This is a genomic window from Arcobacter sp. F155, from assembly GCF_004116455.1.
Classification (GTDB): domain Bacteria; phylum Campylobacterota; class Campylobacteria; order Campylobacterales; family Arcobacteraceae; genus Halarcobacter.
This window is the reverse complement of record NZ_PDJU01000001.1, coordinates 92,859-114,975: the sequence shown is the minus strand read 5'-3', so window position 1 is coordinate 114,975 and position 22,117 is coordinate 92,859. Positions and strand designations below refer to the sequence as shown.

General features: G+C 28.3%; 22 protein-coding genes. 8 read left to right on the top strand and 14 right to left on the bottom strand.

Annotated features, from left to right (window positions below; all coding sequences use genetic code 11):
- Nucleotides 1-88: 88 nt before the first annotated feature.
- The gene (locus tag CRV03_RS00540; RefSeq protein ID WP_129083186.1) at nucleotides 89-694 is read left to right on the top strand and encodes a hypothetical protein; all 606 of its coding nucleotides are present in this window, start codon (nucleotides 89-91) and stop codon (nucleotides 692-694) included.
- Here CRV03_RS00540 and CRV03_RS00535 read toward each other — a convergent pair.
- The 5 genes from CRV03_RS00535 to CRV03_RS00515 form a co-directional block, all read right to left on the bottom strand.
- Complete coding sequence (locus tag CRV03_RS00535; RefSeq protein ID WP_129083185.1) at nucleotides 681-1,850, bottom strand: HAMP domain-containing sensor histidine kinase; 1,170 nt, start codon at nucleotides 1,848-1,850, stop codon at nucleotides 681-683. The two genes, CRV03_RS00540 and CRV03_RS00535, sit on opposite strands and share 14 nt — an antisense overlap.
- Complete coding sequence (locus CRV03_RS00530; RefSeq protein WP_129083184.1) at nucleotides 1,843-2,502, bottom strand: response regulator transcription factor; 660 nt, start codon at nucleotides 2,500-2,502, stop codon at nucleotides 1,843-1,845. Before CRV03_RS00530 ends, CRV03_RS00535 begins: the two co-directional genes overlap by 8 nt.
- Before the next feature lie 60 nt (nucleotides 2,503-2,562).
- Nucleotides 2,563-4,368 (bottom strand): PAS domain S-box protein, encoded by a 1,806-nt coding sequence (locus CRV03_RS00525; RefSeq protein ID WP_129083183.1) that lies wholly within the window; start codon nucleotides 4,366-4,368, stop codon nucleotides 2,563-2,565.
- A 159-nt stretch (nucleotides 4,369-4,527) separates the two neighbouring features.
- On the bottom strand, nucleotides 4,528-5,025 hold the full coding sequence (locus CRV03_RS00520; protein ID WP_129083182.1) for a YajQ family cyclic di-GMP-binding protein: 498 nt from the start codon (nucleotides 5,023-5,025) through the stop codon (nucleotides 4,528-4,530).
- A gap of 97 nt (nucleotides 5,026-5,122) precedes the next feature.
- On the bottom strand, nucleotides 5,123-6,373 hold the full coding sequence (locus CRV03_RS00515) for a uracil-xanthine permease family protein (protein WP_129083181.1): 1,251 nt from the start codon (nucleotides 6,371-6,373) through the stop codon (nucleotides 5,123-5,125).
- A gap of 136 nt (nucleotides 6,374-6,509) precedes the next feature.
- Here CRV03_RS00515 and upp point away from each other — a divergent pair, with 136 nt between their 5' ends.
- The gene (upp, locus tag CRV03_RS00510; protein WP_129083180.1) at nucleotides 6,510-7,133 is read left to right on the top strand and encodes a uracil phosphoribosyltransferase; all 624 of its coding nucleotides are present in this window, start codon (nucleotides 6,510-6,512) and stop codon (nucleotides 7,131-7,133) included.
- Here the strand turns inward: upp and CRV03_RS00505 are convergent.
- The 7 genes from CRV03_RS00505 to CRV03_RS00475 all read right to left on the bottom strand — a co-directional run bounded on the left by CRV03_RS00505 (nucleotide 7,130) and on the right by CRV03_RS00475 (nucleotide 12,508).
- Complete coding sequence (locus CRV03_RS00505) at nucleotides 7,130-7,903, bottom strand: NAD-dependent epimerase/dehydratase family protein (RefSeq protein ID WP_129083179.1); 774 nt, start codon at nucleotides 7,901-7,903, stop codon at nucleotides 7,130-7,132. The genes upp and CRV03_RS00505 overlap by 4 nt on opposite strands.
- A gap of 2 nt (nucleotides 7,904-7,905) precedes the next feature.
- Nucleotides 7,906-8,706 carry an ion transporter gene (locus CRV03_RS00500; protein WP_129083178.1) on the bottom strand — a complete coding sequence of 267 codons (801 nt, stop codon included), beginning with the start codon at nucleotides 8,704-8,706 and terminating at the stop codon, nucleotides 7,906-7,908.
- Between the two features lie 3 nt (nucleotides 8,707-8,709).
- Nucleotides 8,710-9,099: a DUF423 domain-containing protein gene (locus tag CRV03_RS00495; protein ID WP_129083177.1), complete on the bottom strand. Its 390-nt coding sequence runs from the start codon at nucleotides 9,097-9,099 to the stop codon at nucleotides 8,710-8,712.
- A 42-nt stretch (nucleotides 9,100-9,141) separates the two neighbouring features.
- On the bottom strand, nucleotides 9,142-9,423 hold the full coding sequence (locus CRV03_RS00490) for a hypothetical protein (RefSeq protein WP_129083176.1): 282 nt from the start codon (nucleotides 9,421-9,423) through the stop codon (nucleotides 9,142-9,144).
- Nucleotides 9,424-9,557: 134 nt separating this feature from the next.
- Complete coding sequence (locus CRV03_RS00485) at nucleotides 9,558-10,004, bottom strand: phosphoribosyltransferase (protein WP_129083175.1); 447 nt, start codon at nucleotides 10,002-10,004, stop codon at nucleotides 9,558-9,560.
- 10 nt (nucleotides 10,005-10,014) lie between these two features.
- Nucleotides 10,015-11,307, bottom strand: coding sequence for an NCS2 family permease (locus CRV03_RS00480; RefSeq protein WP_129083564.1), 1,293 nt, complete (start codon nucleotides 11,305-11,307; stop codon nucleotides 10,015-10,017).
- Between the two features lie 100 nt (nucleotides 11,308-11,407).
- The gene (locus CRV03_RS00475) at nucleotides 11,408-12,508 is read right to left on the bottom strand and encodes a PLP-dependent aminotransferase family protein (protein WP_164968584.1); all 1,101 of its coding nucleotides are present in this window, start codon (nucleotides 12,506-12,508) and stop codon (nucleotides 11,408-11,410) included.
- A gap of 131 nt (nucleotides 12,509-12,639) precedes the next feature.
- Between CRV03_RS00475 and CRV03_RS00470 the strand changes: the two genes are divergently transcribed.
- Complete coding sequence (locus CRV03_RS00470; RefSeq protein ID WP_258238958.1) at nucleotides 12,640-13,482, top strand: GyrI-like domain-containing protein; 843 nt, start codon at nucleotides 12,640-12,642, stop codon at nucleotides 13,480-13,482.
- Nucleotides 13,483-13,626: 144 nt separating this feature from the next.
- Entirely contained in the window at nucleotides 13,627-15,981 is a 2,355-nt protein-coding gene (locus CRV03_RS00465; RefSeq protein WP_129083172.1) for a methyl-accepting chemotaxis protein, read from the top strand.
- A 12-nt stretch (nucleotides 15,982-15,993) separates the two neighbouring features.
- Here CRV03_RS00465 and CRV03_RS00460 read toward each other — a convergent pair whose 3' ends face one another.
- The gene (locus tag CRV03_RS00460; protein WP_258238957.1) at nucleotides 15,994-16,986 is read right to left on the bottom strand and encodes a GGDEF domain-containing protein; all 993 of its coding nucleotides are present in this window, start codon (nucleotides 16,984-16,986) and stop codon (nucleotides 15,994-15,996) included.
- Nucleotides 16,987-17,076: 90 nt separating this feature from the next.
- Between CRV03_RS00460 and aat the strand changes: the two genes are divergently transcribed.
- Entirely contained in the window at nucleotides 17,077-17,745 is a 669-nt protein-coding gene (aat, locus tag CRV03_RS00455; RefSeq protein WP_129083171.1) for a leucyl/phenylalanyl-tRNA--protein transferase, read from the top strand.
- A gap of 179 nt (nucleotides 17,746-17,924) precedes the next feature.
- Here aat and CRV03_RS00450 read toward each other — a convergent pair whose 3' ends face one another.
- On the bottom strand, nucleotides 17,925-18,752 hold the full coding sequence (locus tag CRV03_RS00450) for a LysR family transcriptional regulator (protein ID WP_129083170.1): 828 nt from the start codon (nucleotides 18,750-18,752) through the stop codon (nucleotides 17,925-17,927).
- 149 nt (nucleotides 18,753-18,901) lie between these two features.
- Here CRV03_RS00450 and CRV03_RS00445 point away from each other — a divergent pair, with 149 nt between their 5' ends.
- From CRV03_RS00445 to CRV03_RS00435, 3 genes are all read left to right on the top strand, one after another.
- Nucleotides 18,902-20,086, top strand: a complete 1,185-nt coding sequence (locus CRV03_RS00445) for a YbfB/YjiJ family MFS transporter (protein ID WP_129083169.1) — start codon at nucleotides 18,902-18,904, stop codon at nucleotides 20,084-20,086.
- Nucleotides 20,087-20,264: 178 nt separating this feature from the next.
- Entirely contained in the window at nucleotides 20,265-21,311 is a 1,047-nt protein-coding gene (gene pyrC / locus CRV03_RS00440; protein ID WP_129083168.1) for a dihydroorotase, read from the top strand.
- A complete protein-coding gene (locus CRV03_RS00435; RefSeq protein WP_129083167.1) occupies nucleotides 21,301-21,849 on the top strand; it encodes a 6-carboxytetrahydropterin synthase in 549 nt (182 codons plus the stop codon). Before pyrC ends, CRV03_RS00435 begins: the two co-directional genes overlap by 11 nt.
- The last annotated feature ends 268 nt before the right edge of the window (nucleotides 21,850-22,117 follow it).

Below are 22,117 nucleotides of genomic sequence, written 5' to 3'. Positions count from 1 at the left end.
TAGCCTTTGTGTCTAATTTTATATAGATTTAAATAAAATACTAGTAAATTAGTTTAATTATATACACTATAATTATTAAAGGTTTATTATGAAACTTAAGTATACTGGTCCAAAAGAGATTATTTCTCCCCATGGAGTTGATTTCAAAGATGGAAAAGAAGACAAATATGTATACATCTCTTTTGCAATGCAAATATTCTACGCAATTCACCATGAATATGAAAAAGATAGAATCTACACTCATACTATAGAAAAAGAGCTTTTAGAAGATACTCATATTTTAAATAAAATTTGCTCATTAAAACCAGATTTTGAAGAGATTTGCAAAGAAAAAGTTAAACTTCTTGAAAAAGAGTTAGATAAAGAGATTGAAGAAGTTAAAGAGCATACTGAACTTGTAGAAGAAGAGTTATTAGCTTATAAAAACAATTTAATCATTATGAAAGAGTATAGATTACAAAGAGAAACAAATAAAGTAATCTATCAACAAATTGTAGAGTTAATTGTTGATGATATTTTCGAACACAGATTAAAACAGATTAGTGCTCCTTTTAATGAAAAGTTTTGGCATGTACTACAAACAATTCAAGGAGAACTATCTCACCATGAGAAAAGATCAATAGGTTCAACTCTGGATACAACAGAGACTGAACCTATAGTTATTACACTTAGAATAAATCCTATTGGCAAATAACTGATGTAAAATCAATACTAAAGGTTGAACCTTGATTCTCTTTAGAATCTAGGTTTATCTTTAGGTTATAAGATTTACAAATCCTATTTACAATATCTAAACCTATTCCAAAGCCACCTTCAATATTTTTACCTCTTTTAAAACGTTTAAATATCTCTTTTTGTTCCTTTTCACTTATACCAATACCAAAATCTTCTACTTTAAATATCCCATTTATAAGACTAACTTTTATAGTAGAATTATTTTTGCTATATTTAATAGCATTTGATAAAAGATTATTTACAAGTTTTTGAGCCTTTGTTCTATCCATATAAACTTCAAGCTCTTCAATTTTTGCTTCTATATTAATATTTTTTGTAACAGAGATATCATTGAAAAACTCAACGCTGTCTTCAATTAAACTATTTAAAGCAAATTTCTCTTCCATGCTTTCATTTATATCATTAAAAGCGGAAAAATGAATATCATTGTATATCTGAGAAATCTGTTTTGAACTACTTAATATATACTTCATCATCTTTTCTGGATTTTTACCATTTTTTAGCATTGAAACAGAAGTCATTAATACTGAAACAGGAGTATTTAATTCATGGGCTGAATCTTTTATAAAGTTATCCATATCAGTAACTTTTTCTCTAACAGGTTTTAATAAAAGTTTTGCAAGGAAAAAGGCTACAAAACCTATAAATACAGAACTTAATATAAAAATAATAGCTAGGTAAATCTTTAAGTCATTCATGTTTTCTACACCACGACACGTTTCTGTAACTATATATCGAATAGGAATATTATTCTCTTGTAGTTTTAGCACGTAAAAGTGTTGTTCAGCTTTTTCATAGAATCTCTTTGTAAAATCTACTGCATCTTTTCTATCTAAATTAGAGAATAAAAACTTTTTATCTTTGTCATATAAAGCATATCTTATTCTTTCATCTTTAAAAGCTTTTGGAACATATTTTTTCTCATGCATATAGGCATTTAAAATATCAGTTTTAATACTCATAGACGCATTAATTAGCTCCATACTACAGCTTTTTTGTAAAGACTTATATTGCTCTTGATAGTAAAAATAAAATAGTACAGCTAATAAAAGCATTGCTGAGCTAATATAAATTGCTAAAAAACTAAGTAGTGCATTTCTCTCATTTTTATTCAAATTTGTACCCTATTCCTCTTATTGTTTGAATTCTATCTTTTCCCAAAGTTTCCCTTAGGTTTTTGATATAAACTCTAATTGTTGCATCAGTTGGCATCTCTTCATATGCCCAAATATTTTGAAGTAACTCTTCACTTGAAACTACTCTATTTCTATGTTTACAAAAATAGCTTAGAATATCTCTCTCTTTTTGAGCAAGATGTTTTACTTCTCCATTTAAATTAATTTGACAAAGTTCTGGTAAAAATAGAATTTCATCACTAATTTTAACTTCACTCTCATTACCTAAGTTAAACTGTTTACATAGTTTTTTAATTCTTTGGTCTAACTCTTCTAAATCAAAAGGCTTTTTAATATAATCATCAACTCCACTTTCAAAAGACTCTTTTAAATGTTTCATATCTTGAAAAGCTGTTAGGATTATCACTGGTGTTTGATTTTTATAATCAGTTCTAATTGTTTTTAAAACATCAATACCAGTCATGATTGGAGTATTTATATCAAGTAGTGCAAAATCAAAAACTTCATCAATTAAATACTCTAATGCCTCTTGTCCATTTGTACACAAAGTCACATCAAAACCTTGGTCACAAAGGTGTTCATTTAATAAATCATTTAGTGCTGGGTCGTCTTCAAGAAGTAGAACTTTCAAATATAATCCTTTTATAAAGTTAAAAAATTATACTGAAAGTTTGTTTATTAAGTGTAAAGACTAATCTACGTAGGTATCTCTAATTTTTAAGAACTCATCTAAGTTATCAAAGAATAGTTCAATTAGTTTAGGGTCAAAGTGTTTCCCTTTTTGCTCTTTAAATAGCTCAAGTATTTTATCAAGTCCCCAAGCTTTTTTATAACATCTATCACTTCCTAAAGCATCAAAAACATCTGCAATAGCTGTAATTCTTCCAAAAATATGAATCTCTTCTTCTTTTAATCCTTGAGGGTATCCACTTCCATTCCATTTTTCATGGTGATGATAAGAGATAATTGCAGCAGCTTTTAAAATCTCTCTTTTTGAGTTTTTAAGAATATTATATCCAAGCTCACTATGCTCTTTCATAATTTCCCATTCTTCTTCATTTAGTTTTCCTGGTTTATTTAAAACACTATCAGGAATACCAACTTTTCCTATATCATGCATAGGTGAAGCCATAAAAATAATATCAATGTCATTTTGTTTTAAACCACAAAGTTTTCCTAAAAGTTTAGAATACTCTGCAACTCTTTTTACATGGTTTCCAGTCTCTTTTGACCTAGTTTCACCAATCTCACCCATTCTATAGATAATCTCACGTTGTGTATCTTCTAACTCTTTATGTAACTCTATAATAGAAGTAATATTATGGCAAACAGAAATAAACTCAATAATTTCATTGTTTTGATTGAAAATAGGAGAGATAACTGCATCTAAATGAAAAGTCTTTCCTGTTTTTGACTTATTCATTAGTTTCCCACTCCAAGTCTTACCACTTTTTATAGTTTTCCACATTTGCCTTGAAGTTTCAATATTAGTCTTTTCATGTCTTATTAGTTTAAAAGTTTGCCCAATAAGCTCATCTTTTGTGTACTCAATTAGCTGACAAAACCTATCATTTACATAAGTAATTTTACCTTGTAAATTAAATCTTGAAACTATATTTATTTGATTAATTACATTTTCATACTGCTCTTGATTTTTTAGTGCATCATTTAAGTTAGAGATTTTTTGAACATTTTGTTTTTGTAAGAATTTTCTTGTTTTTTCTTGGGGAGTAATATCTTGTCTTATTGCGATATACTCAATAATATCACCATTCATATCTAAAATTGGTTTTATCGTTGAACGTACATAATAAGACTTTCCTTGTTTAGAAAGGTTTTTTACAACTCCTTGCCATACCTTTTTCTTTTCAGAAATAGTTGTCCACATTTTCTTAAAAAGTTTTTCAGGAGTATCTGGATGTCTAATAATATTGTGGTGTTGCCCAATTAACTCATCTTTTGTATATCCTGAGATATCAACAAATCTATCATTTACATAAGTTATTATTCCATGTTTGTTTGTTTTAGAAACAATTGAATCAGCATCAACAATATTTTTGTACTGTTCTAAAAGATTTGAGACACTATCTTTTTCACTCTTATTACAAATATTTTCTGCAAACTGTGTAATAACTTGTATTAAGTCAGATATATTTAATGGTTTTAAAATAAATCTACTAATTCCTATTTCGATAGCTTCAATTAAAATCTTACTATCATTGTGAGCACTAATTACTATAATTGGTATATCACTATTATCTTTTCTTACATGTTTAGAAAACTCTATTCCACTCATGTTTGGCATAGTAATATCTGTAATAATAATATCTACTCTGTTATTATCATAAAGTTCTACTGCTTCTTGTCCACAATTTGCTACATGAACTTTTTTTACTAAGTTCTGAAGTATCCCTACTGTTTGTTTTTGAATTACAAGGTCATCTTCTGCATAAAGTATTGTAATTTGTTTCAAACACTCTAAATTTAAATCTTTCACTCTTTTCCCAAAATGTTTTATTGATAATTGTAACAAAATTTTTTAAATATATTATATATTTTAGTAACAAAAAGATGGATTTTTAAAAGTTTTTTTCTTTGAAAATAGCTTTAAAATAGCAATTGGAGAGATTATTTATTTATAGTACTCAAGAGAGTACTATTTGAAGTTATCATAAACTAAAGGTGACTTTAGTTCTAAAGATTTTAAGTGTTTCATTATTGTTTGTAAATCATCAATATTTTTTCCAGTAACTCTAATTTCGTCACCTTGATTTACAGCTTTTACTTTTAGCTTTAGTTTTTTGATTTCAACTTGAATCTGTTTTGCTTCATCTGCTTTTATAGAATCAACAATTGAATATACAAATCTTCTATTAGCACCAGAGCTATCCTCTTTTCTTAACTCTTCTAAAGAGTTAATTGATAATCCTCTTTTATTCATCTTAGAGATTAAAATATCATACATTGCATCTATTTTATTATCACTTGAACTAACTAGTGTTAAAGTTTTTGCACCTTGATTAAAGTCTATCTCTTTTTCGATACCTTTAAAATCGTATCTATTATCTATCTCTTTTTGTGCTTGGATTACTGCATTTTTCATCTCTTGCATGTCTAATTTTGCAGAGATATCAAAACTATGTTCTTTTGCCATATGTAAGAACTCCTATTATTTTAAAATTTATGATTTATTATAAGAAATTTTTGATGTAGAAATAATTAAAAATTATTATATAGCTAGATTTCTCTAACTATATAATATGATCTTCTTTTCGTGGTTGTGGTAAAACTAGATTTAATAAAATACCAGTAATTGCACCAAGACCAATTCCTGAGAAAGGAACTCCACCAAAATTAAATGTCATTCCACCAATTGAGAATACTAAAATCATTGATACAATGATTAAGTTTCTAGGACAATTGAAATCTATATTTGCTCTTGTAAGTGTAGAAATACCAATACTTGCAATAATACCAAATAATAAAAGCATAATTCCACCCATTACAGGAACTGGAATAGTTGCTAATAAGCCACCTAACTTACCAATAAAGGCTAATAAAATAGCTGCAATAGCTGCCCAAGTCATGATTGCTGGGTTATATGCTTTTGTAACTGTAACTGCTCCTGTAACTTCTGAGTAAGTTGTATTTGGTGGACCACCAAAAAGTGAAGCAACTGAAGTAGCTAAACCATCACCTAATAGTGTATTTTTAAGTCCTGGCTTTTTTAAATAGTCTTGTTTTGTAACATTTGAAATTGCTAGCATATCACCAATATGTTCAATAGCAGGAGCAATTGCAATTGGTAAAATAAATAAAATAGCTTGCCAGTTAAACTCTGGTGCTGTAAAACTAGGAATTGCAAACCAAGCTGCTTTTTCAACAGAAGAGAAATCAACTACCCCATAAAAAAGTGCTGCAATATACCCTGCAATAATACCACCTAAAATAGGAACTAATTTAAAAATCCCTTTTCCTAAAAGTGAAATAAATACCATTGTAAATAGTGCTATCATTGAAATAACAATTGCTTTATCAAATGCAATTAACTCTATTGCACCATCACCTGTTTTTCCCATTGCCATATTTACTGCAACTGGTGAAAGAATAAGACCAATAGACATAATTACAGGACCTACTACAACTGGTGGCAAAAGTTTATGTAAAAACCCATCACCTTTTAGTCTAATTAAAAAGCTTAGAAAAATATATAATAAACCTGCTGCTACAAGTCCTGACATAGTAGCTGCAATACCCCAAGTTTTTACACCATGTGCAATTGGAGCAATAAATGCAAAAGATGATGCTAAGAAAATTGGAGGAATAGCACCTCTATTTACAAATTGAAAAACTAATGTACCAATACCTGCTGTAAATAGTGCAACATTTGGGTCAAGTCCAGTTAAAATAGGAACTAAAACTAAAGCACCAAAAGCAACAAACAGAAACTGAATACCTAAAACTGAGTCTTTTACTCGAAAGTTATAATCCGTGGGTTTCATAAGTCCTCTTTAGTAGAAAATTAAGTTAATTATAATATCTAAGAATAGGTTAATTTTTAGTAAACTTATGTGCAACTTATAAGTAATTTTTAGCTATTATTAAACTTGAAAAACAAAAATAATCAGGAATTATATTATGTACAAAGAAAGCTCAAATGTGGTTGTAAAACACCTAGTTAATAGACTAAGAGATGTTAAAACTGCTTCAAATGAATTTAGACTTACAATAGAAGAAATCTCAAGAATTATTGCAGCTGAAGCTTTAGAAGATTTTGAAACTAAAACTACAAGTATTGAAACATGGCAAGGGCCATTAGATGTTGAAATGCTTGAGGTTAATAAACTTGTTTTAGTTCCAATCTTAAGAGCTGGTGAACCAATGTTAACAGGTATTTTAAGAACTTTACCATATGCAAAAAGTGGATTTTTAGCAATGAAAAGAGATGAAGAAACTGCTTTATCTAAACTATTTTATGAAAATATTCCAAACTTAGATGGAAGAACTGTTTTATTATTAGACCCGATGATTGCTACTGGTGGTTCTTTAATTGATGGAATTGATTACTTAAAAGAAAAAGGTGCAAAAAGAATTATCTCTTTAAATATTTTAGGAGCTCCTGAAGGTGTTGAAGCAGTTCAAAATGCTCATCCTGATGTTGATATTTATATTGCTCAAATTGATGAAAGACTTGATGAAAATAAATATATTAGACCAGGTCTTGGAGATGCTGGAGATAGAGCATTTAACACTAACGGTTAATAATACTCATACTCTAAAGGGTTTGAATACTTATATTTAAACCCTTCTCTTTCAATTTTACTTCCATCTATTAGACGTTCTTTATACTCTTTTTTATTTTTAAAAATAGGTTTATCAAAACCAAACTTTGAAGCATTTTTAAAATATATCTCTTTTCTTGTTGGATGTTGACAGCTACAAAGATTGTAAATACCTTTTAAATCATTTTCTAGGGCAAATATTGTTGCAGCAATTACATCATCAAGATGAACATAGTTTATCTTCACATCTTCACTATCAAGCTCTTTTCCTGCAAAGTATCTTCCAGAAATTCTACTAGCTCCCATAAGTCCAGAACATCTAAAAATAACATGAGTTTTCTCTTTTATTAACTTCTCTATACCATAAATCTTTTGTGATTTAGGGTTTGTAAACTCTTCATCTTCATTGAAAGTTTTTTCTTCATCTGGATAAATCGAAGTTGAACTAATAAATATGATTTTTTCTATGTTTTTTATATTTTCATGGGAATATATTTTTTCTAAAAAGGCTTTGAAGTCTTCAAATTTTGAGGGAGGAAAGTTTATAAATAAATAGTTTGTATCTAAAAGTTCATCTAAACCTTCTAATGAAGTTTCATTTAAAACAAAAGGAAGTAATCCTTCTTTTTTAAAAGCTTCTTTCTTTTCTTTTGTTCTAATAGAGACTTTTACTTTGTAGTTTTCTTTTAAACTTAGAGCTAAAGGGTGACCTAGCCACCCTGTTCCTAAGATTGAAACTGTTTTTTTCATAGTTACTCTTTTTTCTTTAAGTCTTTAACTTCTTCTCTTAAAGTTTTAATCTCTTCTAATAAAATATCTAATTTTTTACTATCTTCATGTACTTCTTCATGGAAGTCTGCTTCTTGAATTTTTTGCATTTCACCAATAATAACTGCAACAAAAAGGTTAAAGAATACAAATGCTGCAATAATTACAAAAGATACAAAATAAATCCAAGCCATAGGATATACTTCCATAGCCTCATACATAACATCTGTCCAGTCTTCAAAAGTAAGAACTCTAAACAGTGTAAGCATTGAAATTAAGAAGTCTTTCCATAATCCAGATGGTAAATCTTGGAAATAGAAGTTTCCAATAATTGCATAGATATAGAAAATGATAAACATTAAAATCACAATATCAATGATTGCTGGGATAGCCTTGATTAGCATATCAATAATTGCTTTTAGCTCAGGTCGAGCTGTAAACAATCGTAAAACTCTAAATACCCTTAACATCCTTGCAATAGCTGCAAAACCTGATTGCTCTAAAGGTAAAAGAGTAATTACAACAATAATAAAATCAAAAAGATTCCATCCTGATTTAAAAAAGTTAATAAACTTCTTTTCTGCTACCATTTTAATAGCTATTTCAAAGATAAAATATATAGTTACAAAAATATCTGCAAACTGTAAAAATATTGCATAATTAGTCTCTACTTCATCAATTGTTTTAAATCCTAAAACAGAAGCATATGCTAAAATAATAAAAGTTGTAAGGTTAGAAAACCATTTTGCATCTCTTATATGCTCAATTCTCTCAATTACGTTCATCTACTATTTTTCCTTATAAAATGAAATTGCTAACATTATCCATGCGATAATTAATAGTGTCCCTCCAATAGGAGTGATTGCACCTAAAATAGGCATATTTAATAAAACTAAAGCGTATAATGAAAATGAAAAAATTATCATTCCAATTAAAATTAGCCAAGCTGCTATTTTTACGCCTTTTGAGTCAGGCTTTAAATACATCATAAATGTTGCTGCAAAAAGCCCTAGTGTGTTATAAAAATGATATTCAACACCAGTATTATAAGTTACTAGTAACTGTGCTGAAACAATTGCTTTTAGACCATGTGCTCCAAAAGCTCCAATTGCAATGGCAAGTGCCATCATAATAGAAGAAACTGTTAGAAAAAATCTAACGTTTTTATTTAGTGTCATTTACTTTTCCCAAAATTTTTTGGGAAGTATAGCTAAAAAAGATTAATCGTTTTCTTTATTTTTTTTATCTTTCTTTTTTGAAGAAAAACCAGCGCCTTTTTTCTCTTTTTTTGTTAAATCAAGGTCATTTATTAAAGTCTTATAATCCATACCTTCTTGATTCATTTTTGCAAAACAAGCTGCTACTGCTGCAATTGCATTTGGTACTTGTTCTTTTTTCTTGTAAGATTGAATGTTCTTTTCACTAACTTTAATTAAAGCTGTAAATTTAGGTATTGTAAGTTCTGCATCTAGTAAAAGTTTTTTAAATTCAATAAAAGTCATCTCGTCCTATTCCATAATTTAAATTTGTGAAAACATTATACAATAAAATGACTTGAAAGTTATCTGAAATAGTAAAGATTTATATAGAAAGTATATAATTTATAGAGAACAACAGTTTAGAATAATCTAAACTGTTATTTTACGTCAACTTCCCAAAAGAAGTCAATCCATTTGTCAGCTTCTTTTACAGAATAATCAGGTTGTAAAACAGCTGTTTCTTTTCTAAAGATTGTTGCTAATTTGAACTCTACTTCAGGAAATTTTTCGTGTAATACTTTTAAAATTTCTCTCATAGTTTCACCAGAGTCAACAATATCATCAATAATTAATACTCTTTTTGCATGAGATACATCAGGAATATTAAAAATATTGAATGTATCAAGTTTTAATTCACCTTCATAGTGAATAGAGTTTAATGCATATAGATTTCTCATATCTAAAGCTTGCGCCATTAAGTGAGAAAGTGTTAAACCACCTCTTGCAACTGCTAAAAGAATGTCTGGCTCAAAACCTCTACACTTGTCAACTAAAACTTGAGTATCTTCTTTAAACTCTTCGTATCCGTAATAATATTTTTCCAAATAAAAACCCTTATAAAATAAATGCTAATAAACTTATGAATGTAATTACTAAAATCCCTAAGTTTAAGTCTTTGTATTCATTTCTAGCTAATTTAATAATAGTATAAACTAGAAATCCTGCAGCAATACCATTTGTAATAGAAAAAGTTAATGGCATTAAAACTACGATGAAAAATGCACCTGCACTTGTTGCTAAATCTGTGTCTTCAAAGTTGATTTTACCTAACTCTGTAAACATTAATACACCAACAACAACTAAAACAGGATAAATTGCATTTCCTGGAATTGATTTAAATAATGGTAGCATAAAAAGTGTACAAACAAAAAATGCTGCTGTAAATACAGCTGTTAAACCTGTTCTTCCACCCTCTTCTACCCCTGATGCACTTTCAATAAATGCAGTTGTTGTAGATACTCCAAGAAGTGATCCAGCAGTAGTTGCCATTGCATCCGCTTCTAATGTTTTTTGTAAAGATTTATCATCTTTATTATTCTCTTGGAATAATTTTGCTCTTGTTCCAACACCAGTTAAAGTACCTAAAGTATCAAACATATCAGTAATTAAGAATGTGATTATTACAGGTAATAAAGAAAGTGTTAGTGCACTTGCAATATCAAGCTCAAAAGCAATTGGTGCAATTGAAGCAGGAGCACTTAAAAGTTCAGTAGGTAATTCACCAAGTCCTGTTGACCAAGCAACAACAGATGTGATTCCAATAGAAAGAACAAAAGCTCCTTTTACTTTATATGAATAAAAAGCAAAAGATAAAACTAATCCTAGAACCCCAAGTAAAACATTTGAGTTAGAGAAGTCTCCTAAAGCAACTAATGTTGCTTCATTATCAACAATCATTCCCATTTGTTTTAAACCAATAAATGCAATAAAAGTACCAATACCAGCAGAAATTGCACGTCTTAGGTTCATTGGAATTGAAGTCATAATCCAAACTCTAAAGTTTGTAAAAGATAAAATCACAAATAAAATACCTGATAGAAATACGATTCCTAAAGCTGTTTGCCATGGTATGTTCATACCTAATACTAACCCATAAGAGAAGTATGCATTTAATCCCATACCAACTGACATTGCAATTGGAGTATTTGACCATAAACCACTAAATAGTGTTGCTAAAATAGTAATTAACGCAGTTGCTGTGATTACTGCTTCCATTGGAAGTCCCGCATCGGCTAAAATAAAACCATTTACAGGAACAATATACATCATTGTTAAAAATGTTGTAAATCCAGCAGATAATTCAGTAAAAACATTTGTTTTATGTTCGTTTAGCTTAAACATAAATATGTCCTTAAAATTTAAAATTAAGGGATAATTATACAAAAATTAAGCTCTATTTCTACTAAAAAAATGTATAAAATATGCAACTTACATATATAAAATAATTTTAGTCTTTATTTAGTATTTTTGCTATTGTTTTAATCCCTGCTTTCATCTGTGATTTAGAACTATTTGTAAAATTGAATCTTGCATGTGTAGATTTTTCTTCATTTATATCAAATACACAAGAAGGAACAAAAGCTACATTTTTTTCTAAAGCTTTTTTTGCTAATTCTAAACTATCTTTTTCAAATTTTCCATAAATAAACATTCCGCCCTTTGGTTTTTCAAACTTAAAAGAAGGTAGATACTCTTCCATACATTTTGCCATATAATTCATCTTTGATTTATACTCTTTTCTAATCAACTTTATATGCTCAAATAAATCATTATCTTCTAAATATTGATTTATAATCATTTGACTTAAAGTAGAAGTATGTAAATCTAAAGACTCTTTTGCGATTAAAAGCTTTTCGATATTCTCTTTAGATGTTCTAATCCAACCAACTCTAAGACCTGGTGCTACTATTTTAGAAAATGAACCTAAGTGAAAACTCTTTTCATATAATGAAGCGATTGGTTTTCTTGTTTTACCATTAAAACTTAATAAACCATATGCACCATCTTCAATTAAATATGCATCACTTTGTTTTAATAAACTTGCAAAAATTAACCTTTCTTTTAATGACATACATTTAGATGTTGGATTTGAAAAATCACTCATTAAATATAAAGTATCATCTTCACTCATTCTAGCCTTTAAACTCTGTGTATCAGTAAAGTCATTTAAACTTTTATTTAAAATTTTAAAAGCTCCTAATGCTCCAATATAAGTTGGTTTTTGAACAAATAGTTCTTTATGAATAAAAGTTTTACTGATGATGTCAAATGATTGTTGAGAACCTGTTGTTATTAAAATTTCATCAGCTTGTGTTGGAAAATCAAACTTTTGAGTATATATTTTTGCAATCTTTTTTCTTAAAGCTTCATCTCCAATTGATTTACTATATTGCAAAGCATCAACTTTTTTTAAAACTTTGTTTGTTGCTTTTTTAATCTGTTTTAATGGAAATAGTTTTTCATTTGGTAATCCACCTGCAAATGAGATTGTATCTTCATTTGTAGCATCAAGAATTTCTCTTATATATGACCTTTTTAAATTGCTCATTTCTTTTCCTAATATTTTTATTATTAGAACTTTACTATTTTTTTTGATTTTATTCTTTATCCTAAATTTCATTTTTTTTGTTCTATATTGCTATTTTTTGGTATAATAATTCTATGAAAAAAGATACAAAGATGATTCGCTCTAAAATTGTAAATGACACAATTTTTTATATCAATAAAAATATTGAATTAAACATTACATTAGATGAACTAGCAAAAAATAACTCTGTAAGTAAATATCACTTCCATAGAATCTTTAAAGAAGAGACAGGAATGAATCTTTTTGAGATGATTACTTCAATAAGACTACAAAAAGCTGCAAACCTTTTAATTGTAAATAAGTACTCTACTATTAGTGAAATAGCAAATGCTTGTGGCTTTAACTCTCACTCTTCCTTTATAAAAGCTTTTAAAAAGAAGTTTAACTACACTCCTAAAGAGTGGAAAAAAGATGGTTATAAAAAGTTTTCCCAAGAGATTATTAAAAGTTATGAAAGCTTAGAAATAAAAGAGAAAATAGAACCAACAATCAAATTTTGTGAAACAATCAAGTGTCTTTATATCAGACATAAAGGTTATGGAAAAAACATCACAAATACTTGGCAAAGACTTTTATCACTAAGCTTTGAATTAGGGATTAAAAACCCTATTCAAATAGGAATTCAACATGATAATCCAACTATTACTTTAAAAGAAGAAGCTTCATATATAGCTTGTATAAAAGTAGATGAAGAGAAATTTCCGAACCTTCCTATTTTAGAACTTCCAAGTAGTATTTGTGCTGTATTTACTTTAAAGGGTAAATATGGAGACGTACTAAAATACATGGCTTATATATACAATGAATGGCTTCCTAACTCAGGATATGAAGCAAAAACAACCCCTTCTTATTCAATTTATAAGAAAAACCATTTTGTTGATAATAATGAGTTTTTTGAACTAGACTTCTATCTTCCAATAAAAGTAATATATTAATGTGTCACATAAGTCATATTTGTAATAAACGATAACGACTATCATAACCCACCCAACGGGCATTTGATAAAGATAACTTTATTTTAAATATAATAAAAAAATAGTATAATAATTTTGATAAAAGAAGAAAGTAAAGGATAAATAATGATAAAAAATGCTTCTATAAAAGTTAAGCTTTTATCAACAGTAATTATTGCTATTTTAGTAGTAGCTCTTTATATGTTATTTGAAGTTGTTTCATCTTTAAAAAGTGCATCAACATTAGTAGTTAATCAAACTGAAAAAACTGCCTATGAAAATAAAGAGAAAGAGCTTAAAAACTATGTTTCTTTAGCTATTGAAACAGTTGAGTCATATTATGAAAGAACTGCAAAAGATAAAGTAAAAAGTGAAGTTGAAGACTATATTACAGAACAATCTGGATTTTTATTTTCTATTATTGAAGCAGAATATGAGAAAAATAAAAATATCTTAAGTGAACAAGCACTCAAGGAAAGAATCAAGTCTATTATTGAAAATACTAGATATGGTACATCTGGATATTTTTGGGTAAATGATTTTAACTATAAAATGGTTATGCACCCAATCAAAAAGGAATTAAGTGGACAATACTTTAAAAATACGCCTAAAGTTCCTTTTGTTGAATTAGGTGTAGAAGCACTAAACAAAAATAAAAAAGATGAAGCATTTATTGAATACTCATTCTATAATCCAAGTAGTAAGAAAACTGTATTTAAAGCTTCTATTGTAAAGGTGTTTAAGCCATACAACTGGATTATTGGTACTGGTGCATATATTGATGACATTAGTGAAAAGATGAAACAAGAAGCATTAAAAGCTATTGGAACTATGAAGTATGGAAAAACTGGATACTTCTGGGTAAATGATTCTAATCATGTTGTTTTAGCTCATGGAGCAAAAGCTTCATTAGTTGGAAAAGATATGACAGATTTACAAGATAAAAAAGGAAAATACCTTTATCAAGAGATTGTAAAAACTGCAAATGCTTCTGAAAATGGTGGTTTAGTTAAATACTTCTGGTCAATTCCAGGAAAAACTGGTGACTTTGAAAAATTCTCTTATGTACAAAGATTTGAACCATGGGATATGATTATAGGAACTGGTGCATATATTATTGATACAGAAGAGGAGTTAAAAAAGCTAAATGACTTAACTGAAGAAAATATTGCATCTGCTATTGTTAGTTCAATTATTGCTGTTTTAATTTTAATCATAATTTTAACAATTGCCGTTGTTATTATTCTTAATAGAGTTGTATTTAATCCATTAGAGTATTTCCAACATGGTTTACTTGACTTCTTTAAATATGTAAATAAAGAGAAAGAAGATATTAACCCAATTGAAGTTACTGCAAATGATGAGATTGGAAAAATGGCTTCTCTTATCAATGATAATATTGATAAAACAAAAGCAATTATAGAACAAGACAACAAAGTTATTTCAGAAGTAAAAGATATTGTTAACAGAGTTAGTGATGGATTATTAAATGAAAGAATTTCAACTTCAACAAATAATGAATCACTTGAAGAGTTAAAAAACTTACTTAACAATATGCTTGATAACTTAGAAAAGCTTGTAGGTAAAAATATCAATAACCTAAGTGAAGTACTAGAGCACTATGCTAGTAGAGACTTTACTAAATCACTTGATAAAGCAAGTAGCGGTAAAATTGGAAATGACATTCTTAACTTAAATAGAATGATAACAATTATGCTTCAAGACAATAAAGAAGATGGTGAAACTCTACAAGAGAAATCTTTAGAGTTAACAACTAATGTTAAAACATTAAGTGAAAATGCTACAAGTCAAGCTGCATCTTTAGAAGAGACTGCTGCTTCAATTGAAGAAATCACTGGTAATATTAGACAAACAAATGATAAAGCACAACAGATGTTAAAAATCTCTTCTGAGACTCAAAACTCTGCACATAAAGGTAAAGATTTAGCAACTAGAACTTCTGTTTCAATGGAAGAGATAAATGAGAAAGTAACTATGATTAATGAAGCAATTACAGTAATTGATCAAATTGCCTTCCAAACAAATATTCTATCTCTTAATGCAGCTGTTGAGGCAGCTACTGCTGGTGAAGCTGGTAAAGGTTTCGCAGTTGTTGCAGCTGAAGTTAGAAACTTAGCATCTAGATCTGCTGAAGCGGCTAAAGAGATTAAAGACTTAGTTGAAGATGCGACAATTAAAGCAAATGATGGTAAAAATATTAGTTCTGAGATGATTGATGGTTTCCAAGAACTTGAAGAAAATATCAAACAAACTAATAATCTAATCAATGATGTTACAAATGCAGCTAATGAACAAAGTTCAGGAATGAATCAAATTAGTGATGCGGTAAATCAATTAGATAGATTTACTCAAGAGAATGCTTCAATTGCAGATAAAACAAACTTCATTGCACAAGAGACAAACTCAATTGCAGATGATATTGTAGAAGCAACAAATAAAAATAAATTTACTCAAAAATAAAAAAATATCAAACTAGATGAAATTTTTCATTCTAGTTTGATTTCTACCTCTTTCTTTAGATTCATATAAAAGTTTATCAACACTATTATACAAACTGCTTGAAGTAAAATCTTTATGAGCTTTTAAAATATTTCCTAGACCTATAGATACAGTTAGATATGGATAAATAGAAGTATTTGCAGCATCTATTTCTTTTGCAATGATATTTGTTCTTAGCTTTTCCATTAAGGCATATGAGTCTTCCGGTGAGTTTGTATTAAATAATAAACCAAACTCTTCTCCACCTAATCTAAAACAAAAATCATTTTCTCTAGTTAGAGTACTTCTAATAATACTTGCAACTTCTGTTAAAACTTCATCACCTTTTTGGTGTCCAAACTTATCATTAAAATCTTTAAAAAAATCAATATCAATTAAAGCAAAAGAGAACTCTTGCCCTGTTCTATTTAAGTACGCTAATTTTTTACTAAAGGTGCTTTCAAAATATCTTCTATTTCCTAAGTTTGTTAGAAAATCAGTATTACTTAGTCCACTTAAAAGTTTGTTTTTTCTATCTAACTCTTCAACTGTTTGTTTATATGAAGTTATATCTAACATAACTCCCACAAGCCCAAGAACAGTTCCATCTTCTACAAAAGTAGCCTTATAGAAGTTGTAATGTCTAACTTCAGAATCTGCACACTTTACTTTTGTTTCATAGTTTTGAACCCCAGGGTTATTAAAAAGTTCTTCGTCTTTTTGCTTATAAATATCTGCATACTCTTTTGGAATAAGATCAGGAAGTTCATAAAGAGTTTTCCCTTCTATTTCTTCCTTACTTATTCCTAGAATTGTTTTAGAAAAAGCATCATTACAATATAGATATCTTCCACTTCTATCTTTGTAGAACATAGGGTTAGGAACTGTATCGAATAGCATTTGTAAAAAAGAGTTATTAGATTTTAAACTATCACAAAAAAATTCTAATTGTTTATCTAACTCTTCTTGTACTTTTTTTATAGCCAATACAAACTCCTTTTAAAATTGCAGTAGAATAGCATAAATAAAGTTTTAAAACCTTAAGACTCTTTAGTTTTTTTTGGATAATATTCATCCATGAGACTTTTAGAACCAATAGAAAAAATATACCTCCTTGATGAAGATAATTTTGATTTCCCTACTTTAGAAATGATGAATAATGACCTAGTTGCAGTAGGAGGAGACTTTCATCCCCAAAGATTATTAAATGCCTATGAACATGGACTTTTCCCCTGGTTTATGGATGAATACAATCACATACATTGGTTCTCACCTCAACAAAGAATGGTTTTATACCCAGATGAAATGAAGGTATCAAAAAGCCTTAGAAAAACAATCAAAAACAAAGGTTTTGTTGTAAAAACGAATGAAAACTTTGAAGAAGTTATGAAAAACTGTGCAAGTATCAAAAGAAAACATGAAGATGACACTTGGATAAATGAGCACTTTATTCAAGCCTATGTAAATCTACATAAACTAGGATATGCATACTCTATAGAAACCTACTTAGATGATGAATTAGTTGGTGGTCTTTATGGAGTTCTGATTGATGATATCTTTTGTGGTGAAAGTATGTTTGCTAAAGTTAGTGATGCCTCTAAAGTTGCATTTTATCACCTTTGTAAACAAGCAAAAGAGAATGGTATAAATCTAATTGATTGTCAAGTACATAATGAGCATTTAGAAAGTTTAGGTGCAAAAGAGATTCCAAGAGAAGAGTACTTCAAGATACTAAAAAAGAAATAGCATTCAAAATGTCAAGAAAACGTAAAGAAAATATACCTTTCTAAATTGATAAATTTCAATTAAAATTTCGTTGACTTAATAAAATGACTCTAAGTACATGATATAGAACCTAAAACCAACTTCTATATCTTTATGTACTTAAAGTACTTTCACAAAACTAAAATCAAAAACACTTTAAACTAAAAAACCATCTCTTTAAGATATTCACTTATTTTTGGTAGATAATCTTTTCTACATACCATACAAGTAGGAAAATATGCTATTTTTTTATCTAGTTTTATAACTTTTAATTCTTCTTTGTATCCTAATTTATCAACTAGTTTTAAAGGCAAAAGTGTTTTTCCCATACCAGCTTTTACACATGCAAGTATAGTTTCTAGGCTTCCAAAAGCTATTGATTTTTCTACTTCTATTCCATTTTTTTCATAATATTTTCTTAAGAAGTCATCGAAAATACTTCCCTCTTTGAAGGTTAGTAAAACATTTTGTGATTTATCATTTTTTTCTTCTAATATAGCAAGCTCTTCATCATATCTTTTTAATACTATAAGTTCATCATGGGTTGGTTCACCACTTATAAATGCCACATTTACTTTATATTCTAAAACCATTTTAGTAATTTCTTTTGTTGTTCCTGTTAAAAACTCTAATTGAATATTAGGATAATCCTCATGTAGTTTTGTAATAAAGGAAGAAATCCTTACTACTGCATTACAATCTGTTGAACCAATAATAAGCTTCTTTTGTTCTTGTTCATTTTGAACATCTAAAATAGCATCTTCTACTTTTCTTACAATCTGTATTGAATGTTTATAAAGCCTTTTACCTTCATCTGTTAAAACCACACCTTTTGGTATACGATGAAATAATGAACATTTCAAATTCTTTTCAAGTTGCTTTATTCTAAGTGTCACATTTGACTGGGTAAAGCCGAGTTCATTTGCAGCTAAAGTTATACTTTCTTTATCTGCAACTGCAATAAATATTTTTAGAAGATTTGTATCCATTATTTTCCTTATTATGGCTAATAAATTATTCTACAATATTACCAAAAACAATATTACATATGATTATTAGTTATTTGACATACATAACTATCAGTTATATAATTCTAAAAAATATTATCTCTATAATCTAGTTAAAGAAAGAAGTAAAAATGAACTTATTAAATAAAAATAGCAATATATCAATACTAATTGCAGGAATTATTGCTGTAATAATTGGGCTTGGAATAACTAGATTTGCTTTTACTTCACTTCTTCCTCCTATGATTGAAGGCTTTCTTACAGTTAGTTTTGCAGGGGTATTAGCATCTTTTAATTATATAGGTTATTTAAGTGGTTCAATCTTTTCTATGTTTATAAAGGACATAAATAAAAAAGTGATATTTTTTAGAATTGGAATTATTTTATGTTTACTAACAACTATTATTCTTGGTATCACAGAAAATCAAACTATCTGGTTTATAGCTAGACTTACTGCAGGAATTTCAGGAGCTTTAGCATTTGTTGTGGGTTCAGCTATTGTTATGAGTAAATTAAACTTTCAAAATAAAACAAAAGCTATGGGAATACACTTTTCAGGAATTGGCTTTTCGATTTTTGTAACTGATATTATCGCAAGAGCAGTTCAAAACAGTGGTGGAAGCTGGAAAGATTCGTGGATAGTATTAACTATAGTTACAACTATTCTTGCATTATACTCTATGTATATTTTGTCCTTTGATAAAAGTATTAAAGTAAAAAAAACATCAACAAACTTTGATAAATCTTTATTTACACCTTTTACTATTATCATAATCATTAGCTACTTTACTATGGGTATAGGATTTGTAGTACAAGCTACGTTTTTACCAGATATTATCAATTCTATAAAAGAGTTAGAAGGATATGGAAGTATGACTTGGACAATAGTTGGTTTAGCTGGTATTCCTTCTTGTATTATATGGATGAGTTTAGCTTCTAAGTACGGAAGTGTAAATATAATCATCATTACTATGGGTCTACTTGGTATAAGTATTTTAATACCAACTGTTACATCAAATATATATTTAAATCTTTTGTCAGGTGTACTTTATGGAGGAACTTTTATTGCTCTTGTGGGATTGTTTATGAATCTAGGAGGAAAATTAGCAGGAAAAAGCCCTGTAGTTTTAATGGGAGCATTTACAATAGCTAATGGCATAGGTCAAGTAATAGCTCCCCTTTATTCTGTCTATTTTATTGAAAAATTCTCATCATATAATTATGCTCTTTATCTTACTTCATTTATCGTTTTTTGTGGTATTTTACTTTTGTTTTTTTCTAAAACAATTATGACAGAAGAACAAAAAAAGATTTAATTTAAACTAGACATAATTAATTAAAAAAAGTAAGTCCAATACCTAAACTCATTGTAATAGTAGATAACACTCTTAAAAAATAGTTTTGAGCATTTTTGCAACTAAGTTGCATTTTGATATCATACCAAATGAATTTTAAATGCGACTTAGTTGCATTTATTTAGAATAAGGAAATAATTTGAATGATAAAAATAGTTTTATAATTGATTCCCCACTTGATATGCATTTACATTTACGAGATGATGATATGCTAAAGTTAGTTGCTCCATTAACTTCAAAACATTTTTCTGCTGCCTTAGTTATGCCTAATATTGTTCCACCAATTACAACAAAAGAAGCCCTACTCTCTTATAAACAAAGAATCAAAGATGCCTGTAAAAATGATAGTTTTAGTCCTCAAGTTACTATATTTTTTCAAATAGATTACTCATATGAGTTTTTAAAAGATATTAAAGATGAGATTATCGCAGTTAAACTATATCCTTTTGGAGTAACTACAAACTCTGAAACAGGTGTAGCTTCAATGGATGTAGATATATTAAGACCAGTACTAGAATCAATGGAAAAGTTAGATATCCCTTTATGTGTTCATGGAGAGACAAAAGGCTTTATAATGGATAGAGAAAAAGAGTTTTTGCCTATTTATGAATCCTTAGCTATAAACTTTCCAAAATTGAAGATAATTATGGAGCACATATCAAATGAAGAATCTATTGCATTATTAGAAAAATATGATAACTTATATGCAACAATTACTGTTCATCACCTTATGCTTACGTTAGATGATGTATTAGGAGGAATGTTAAATCCTCATACTTTTTGTAAACCCGTAGTTAAAAAGCCTACAGATAAAGAAGCTCTTAGAAAACTAGCCTTATCTGCTCATCCTAAAGTAATGTTTGGCTCAGATTCTGCTCCCCACCAAAAAGAGGCTAAAGAGTGCCACGATGGAGCAGCTGGTGTTTTTACTTCACCTATTGCACTTCAAGTATTAACTCAACTTTTTGAAGAGAATGGAAAACTTGAAAATTTAAATGCTTTTGTTAGTTTAAATGCTCAAAAAATCTATAACTTAATACCAATAAAAAAGCAAATTGAATTAAAAAAAGAAGAATTTAAAGTACCCCAATCATACCAATACAAAAATGAAGAAGTAGTACCTTTATTTGCAGGACAAACTCTTTCATGGAGCATTAAAAACGTTAAGGTTAAAGATGATTATTAGGAAAAAGTTTAAATTTGAAGGTGCACATATTGTAAGAAACTGTAGTACTAATAGATGCAAAAAGTCCATTCATGGACACTCCTATGAAGTTGAAGTATTTTTCTCTTCAAATAAACTAGATAATGGATATATGGTTTTAGATTTTGGCTTAACAAAAAAACATATTAAAAATATAATAGATTCATTTGATCATGCCTATTCACTTTGGTCAGAAGAGTCTGAAGAGTTCAAAGACTTTTTCAAGAAAAATAGTGAAAGATGGATAGAGATGCCTGTATCTCCAAGTGCAGAAGCATACAGTCTATTGTTTTTAAAATTTATAAGTCATATTTTAAAAAATACAGTTTTAGAAAATGCAGAAGGAGATGTAAAAGTATCTTCTGTAAGAGTTCATGAAACACAAACAGGTTACGCAGAGGCTTTTTTAGATGATATTGACATAATTGAGTTAGATTTAAAAAAAGTTAAGTTCTCAAAACAAATTATTAATGAGTGGAAAGAAAAAGAAGAATTAAAAAAGATATTGTCATCTTTATAAAGTTTTGCCTAACTTTATAAATAGATTAAAATTAAAACGTTATCAAATAATTTTTATTTTAATTAACTAACACTTAGGTAAATTTAAGAAGTAAGATTGCTATTCAGTCATATGAAGGAGTTAGCATGTTTTCTTTACTTCACTTACATATTATCGCTTTTTTTATAATTTTCATCAACGCACTAATCTTTAATAAAAACATATCAAACAATTTAGGCTCTAAATATTTTTTGATAAACTATATTTATCATCACCATAAACGAGTCAG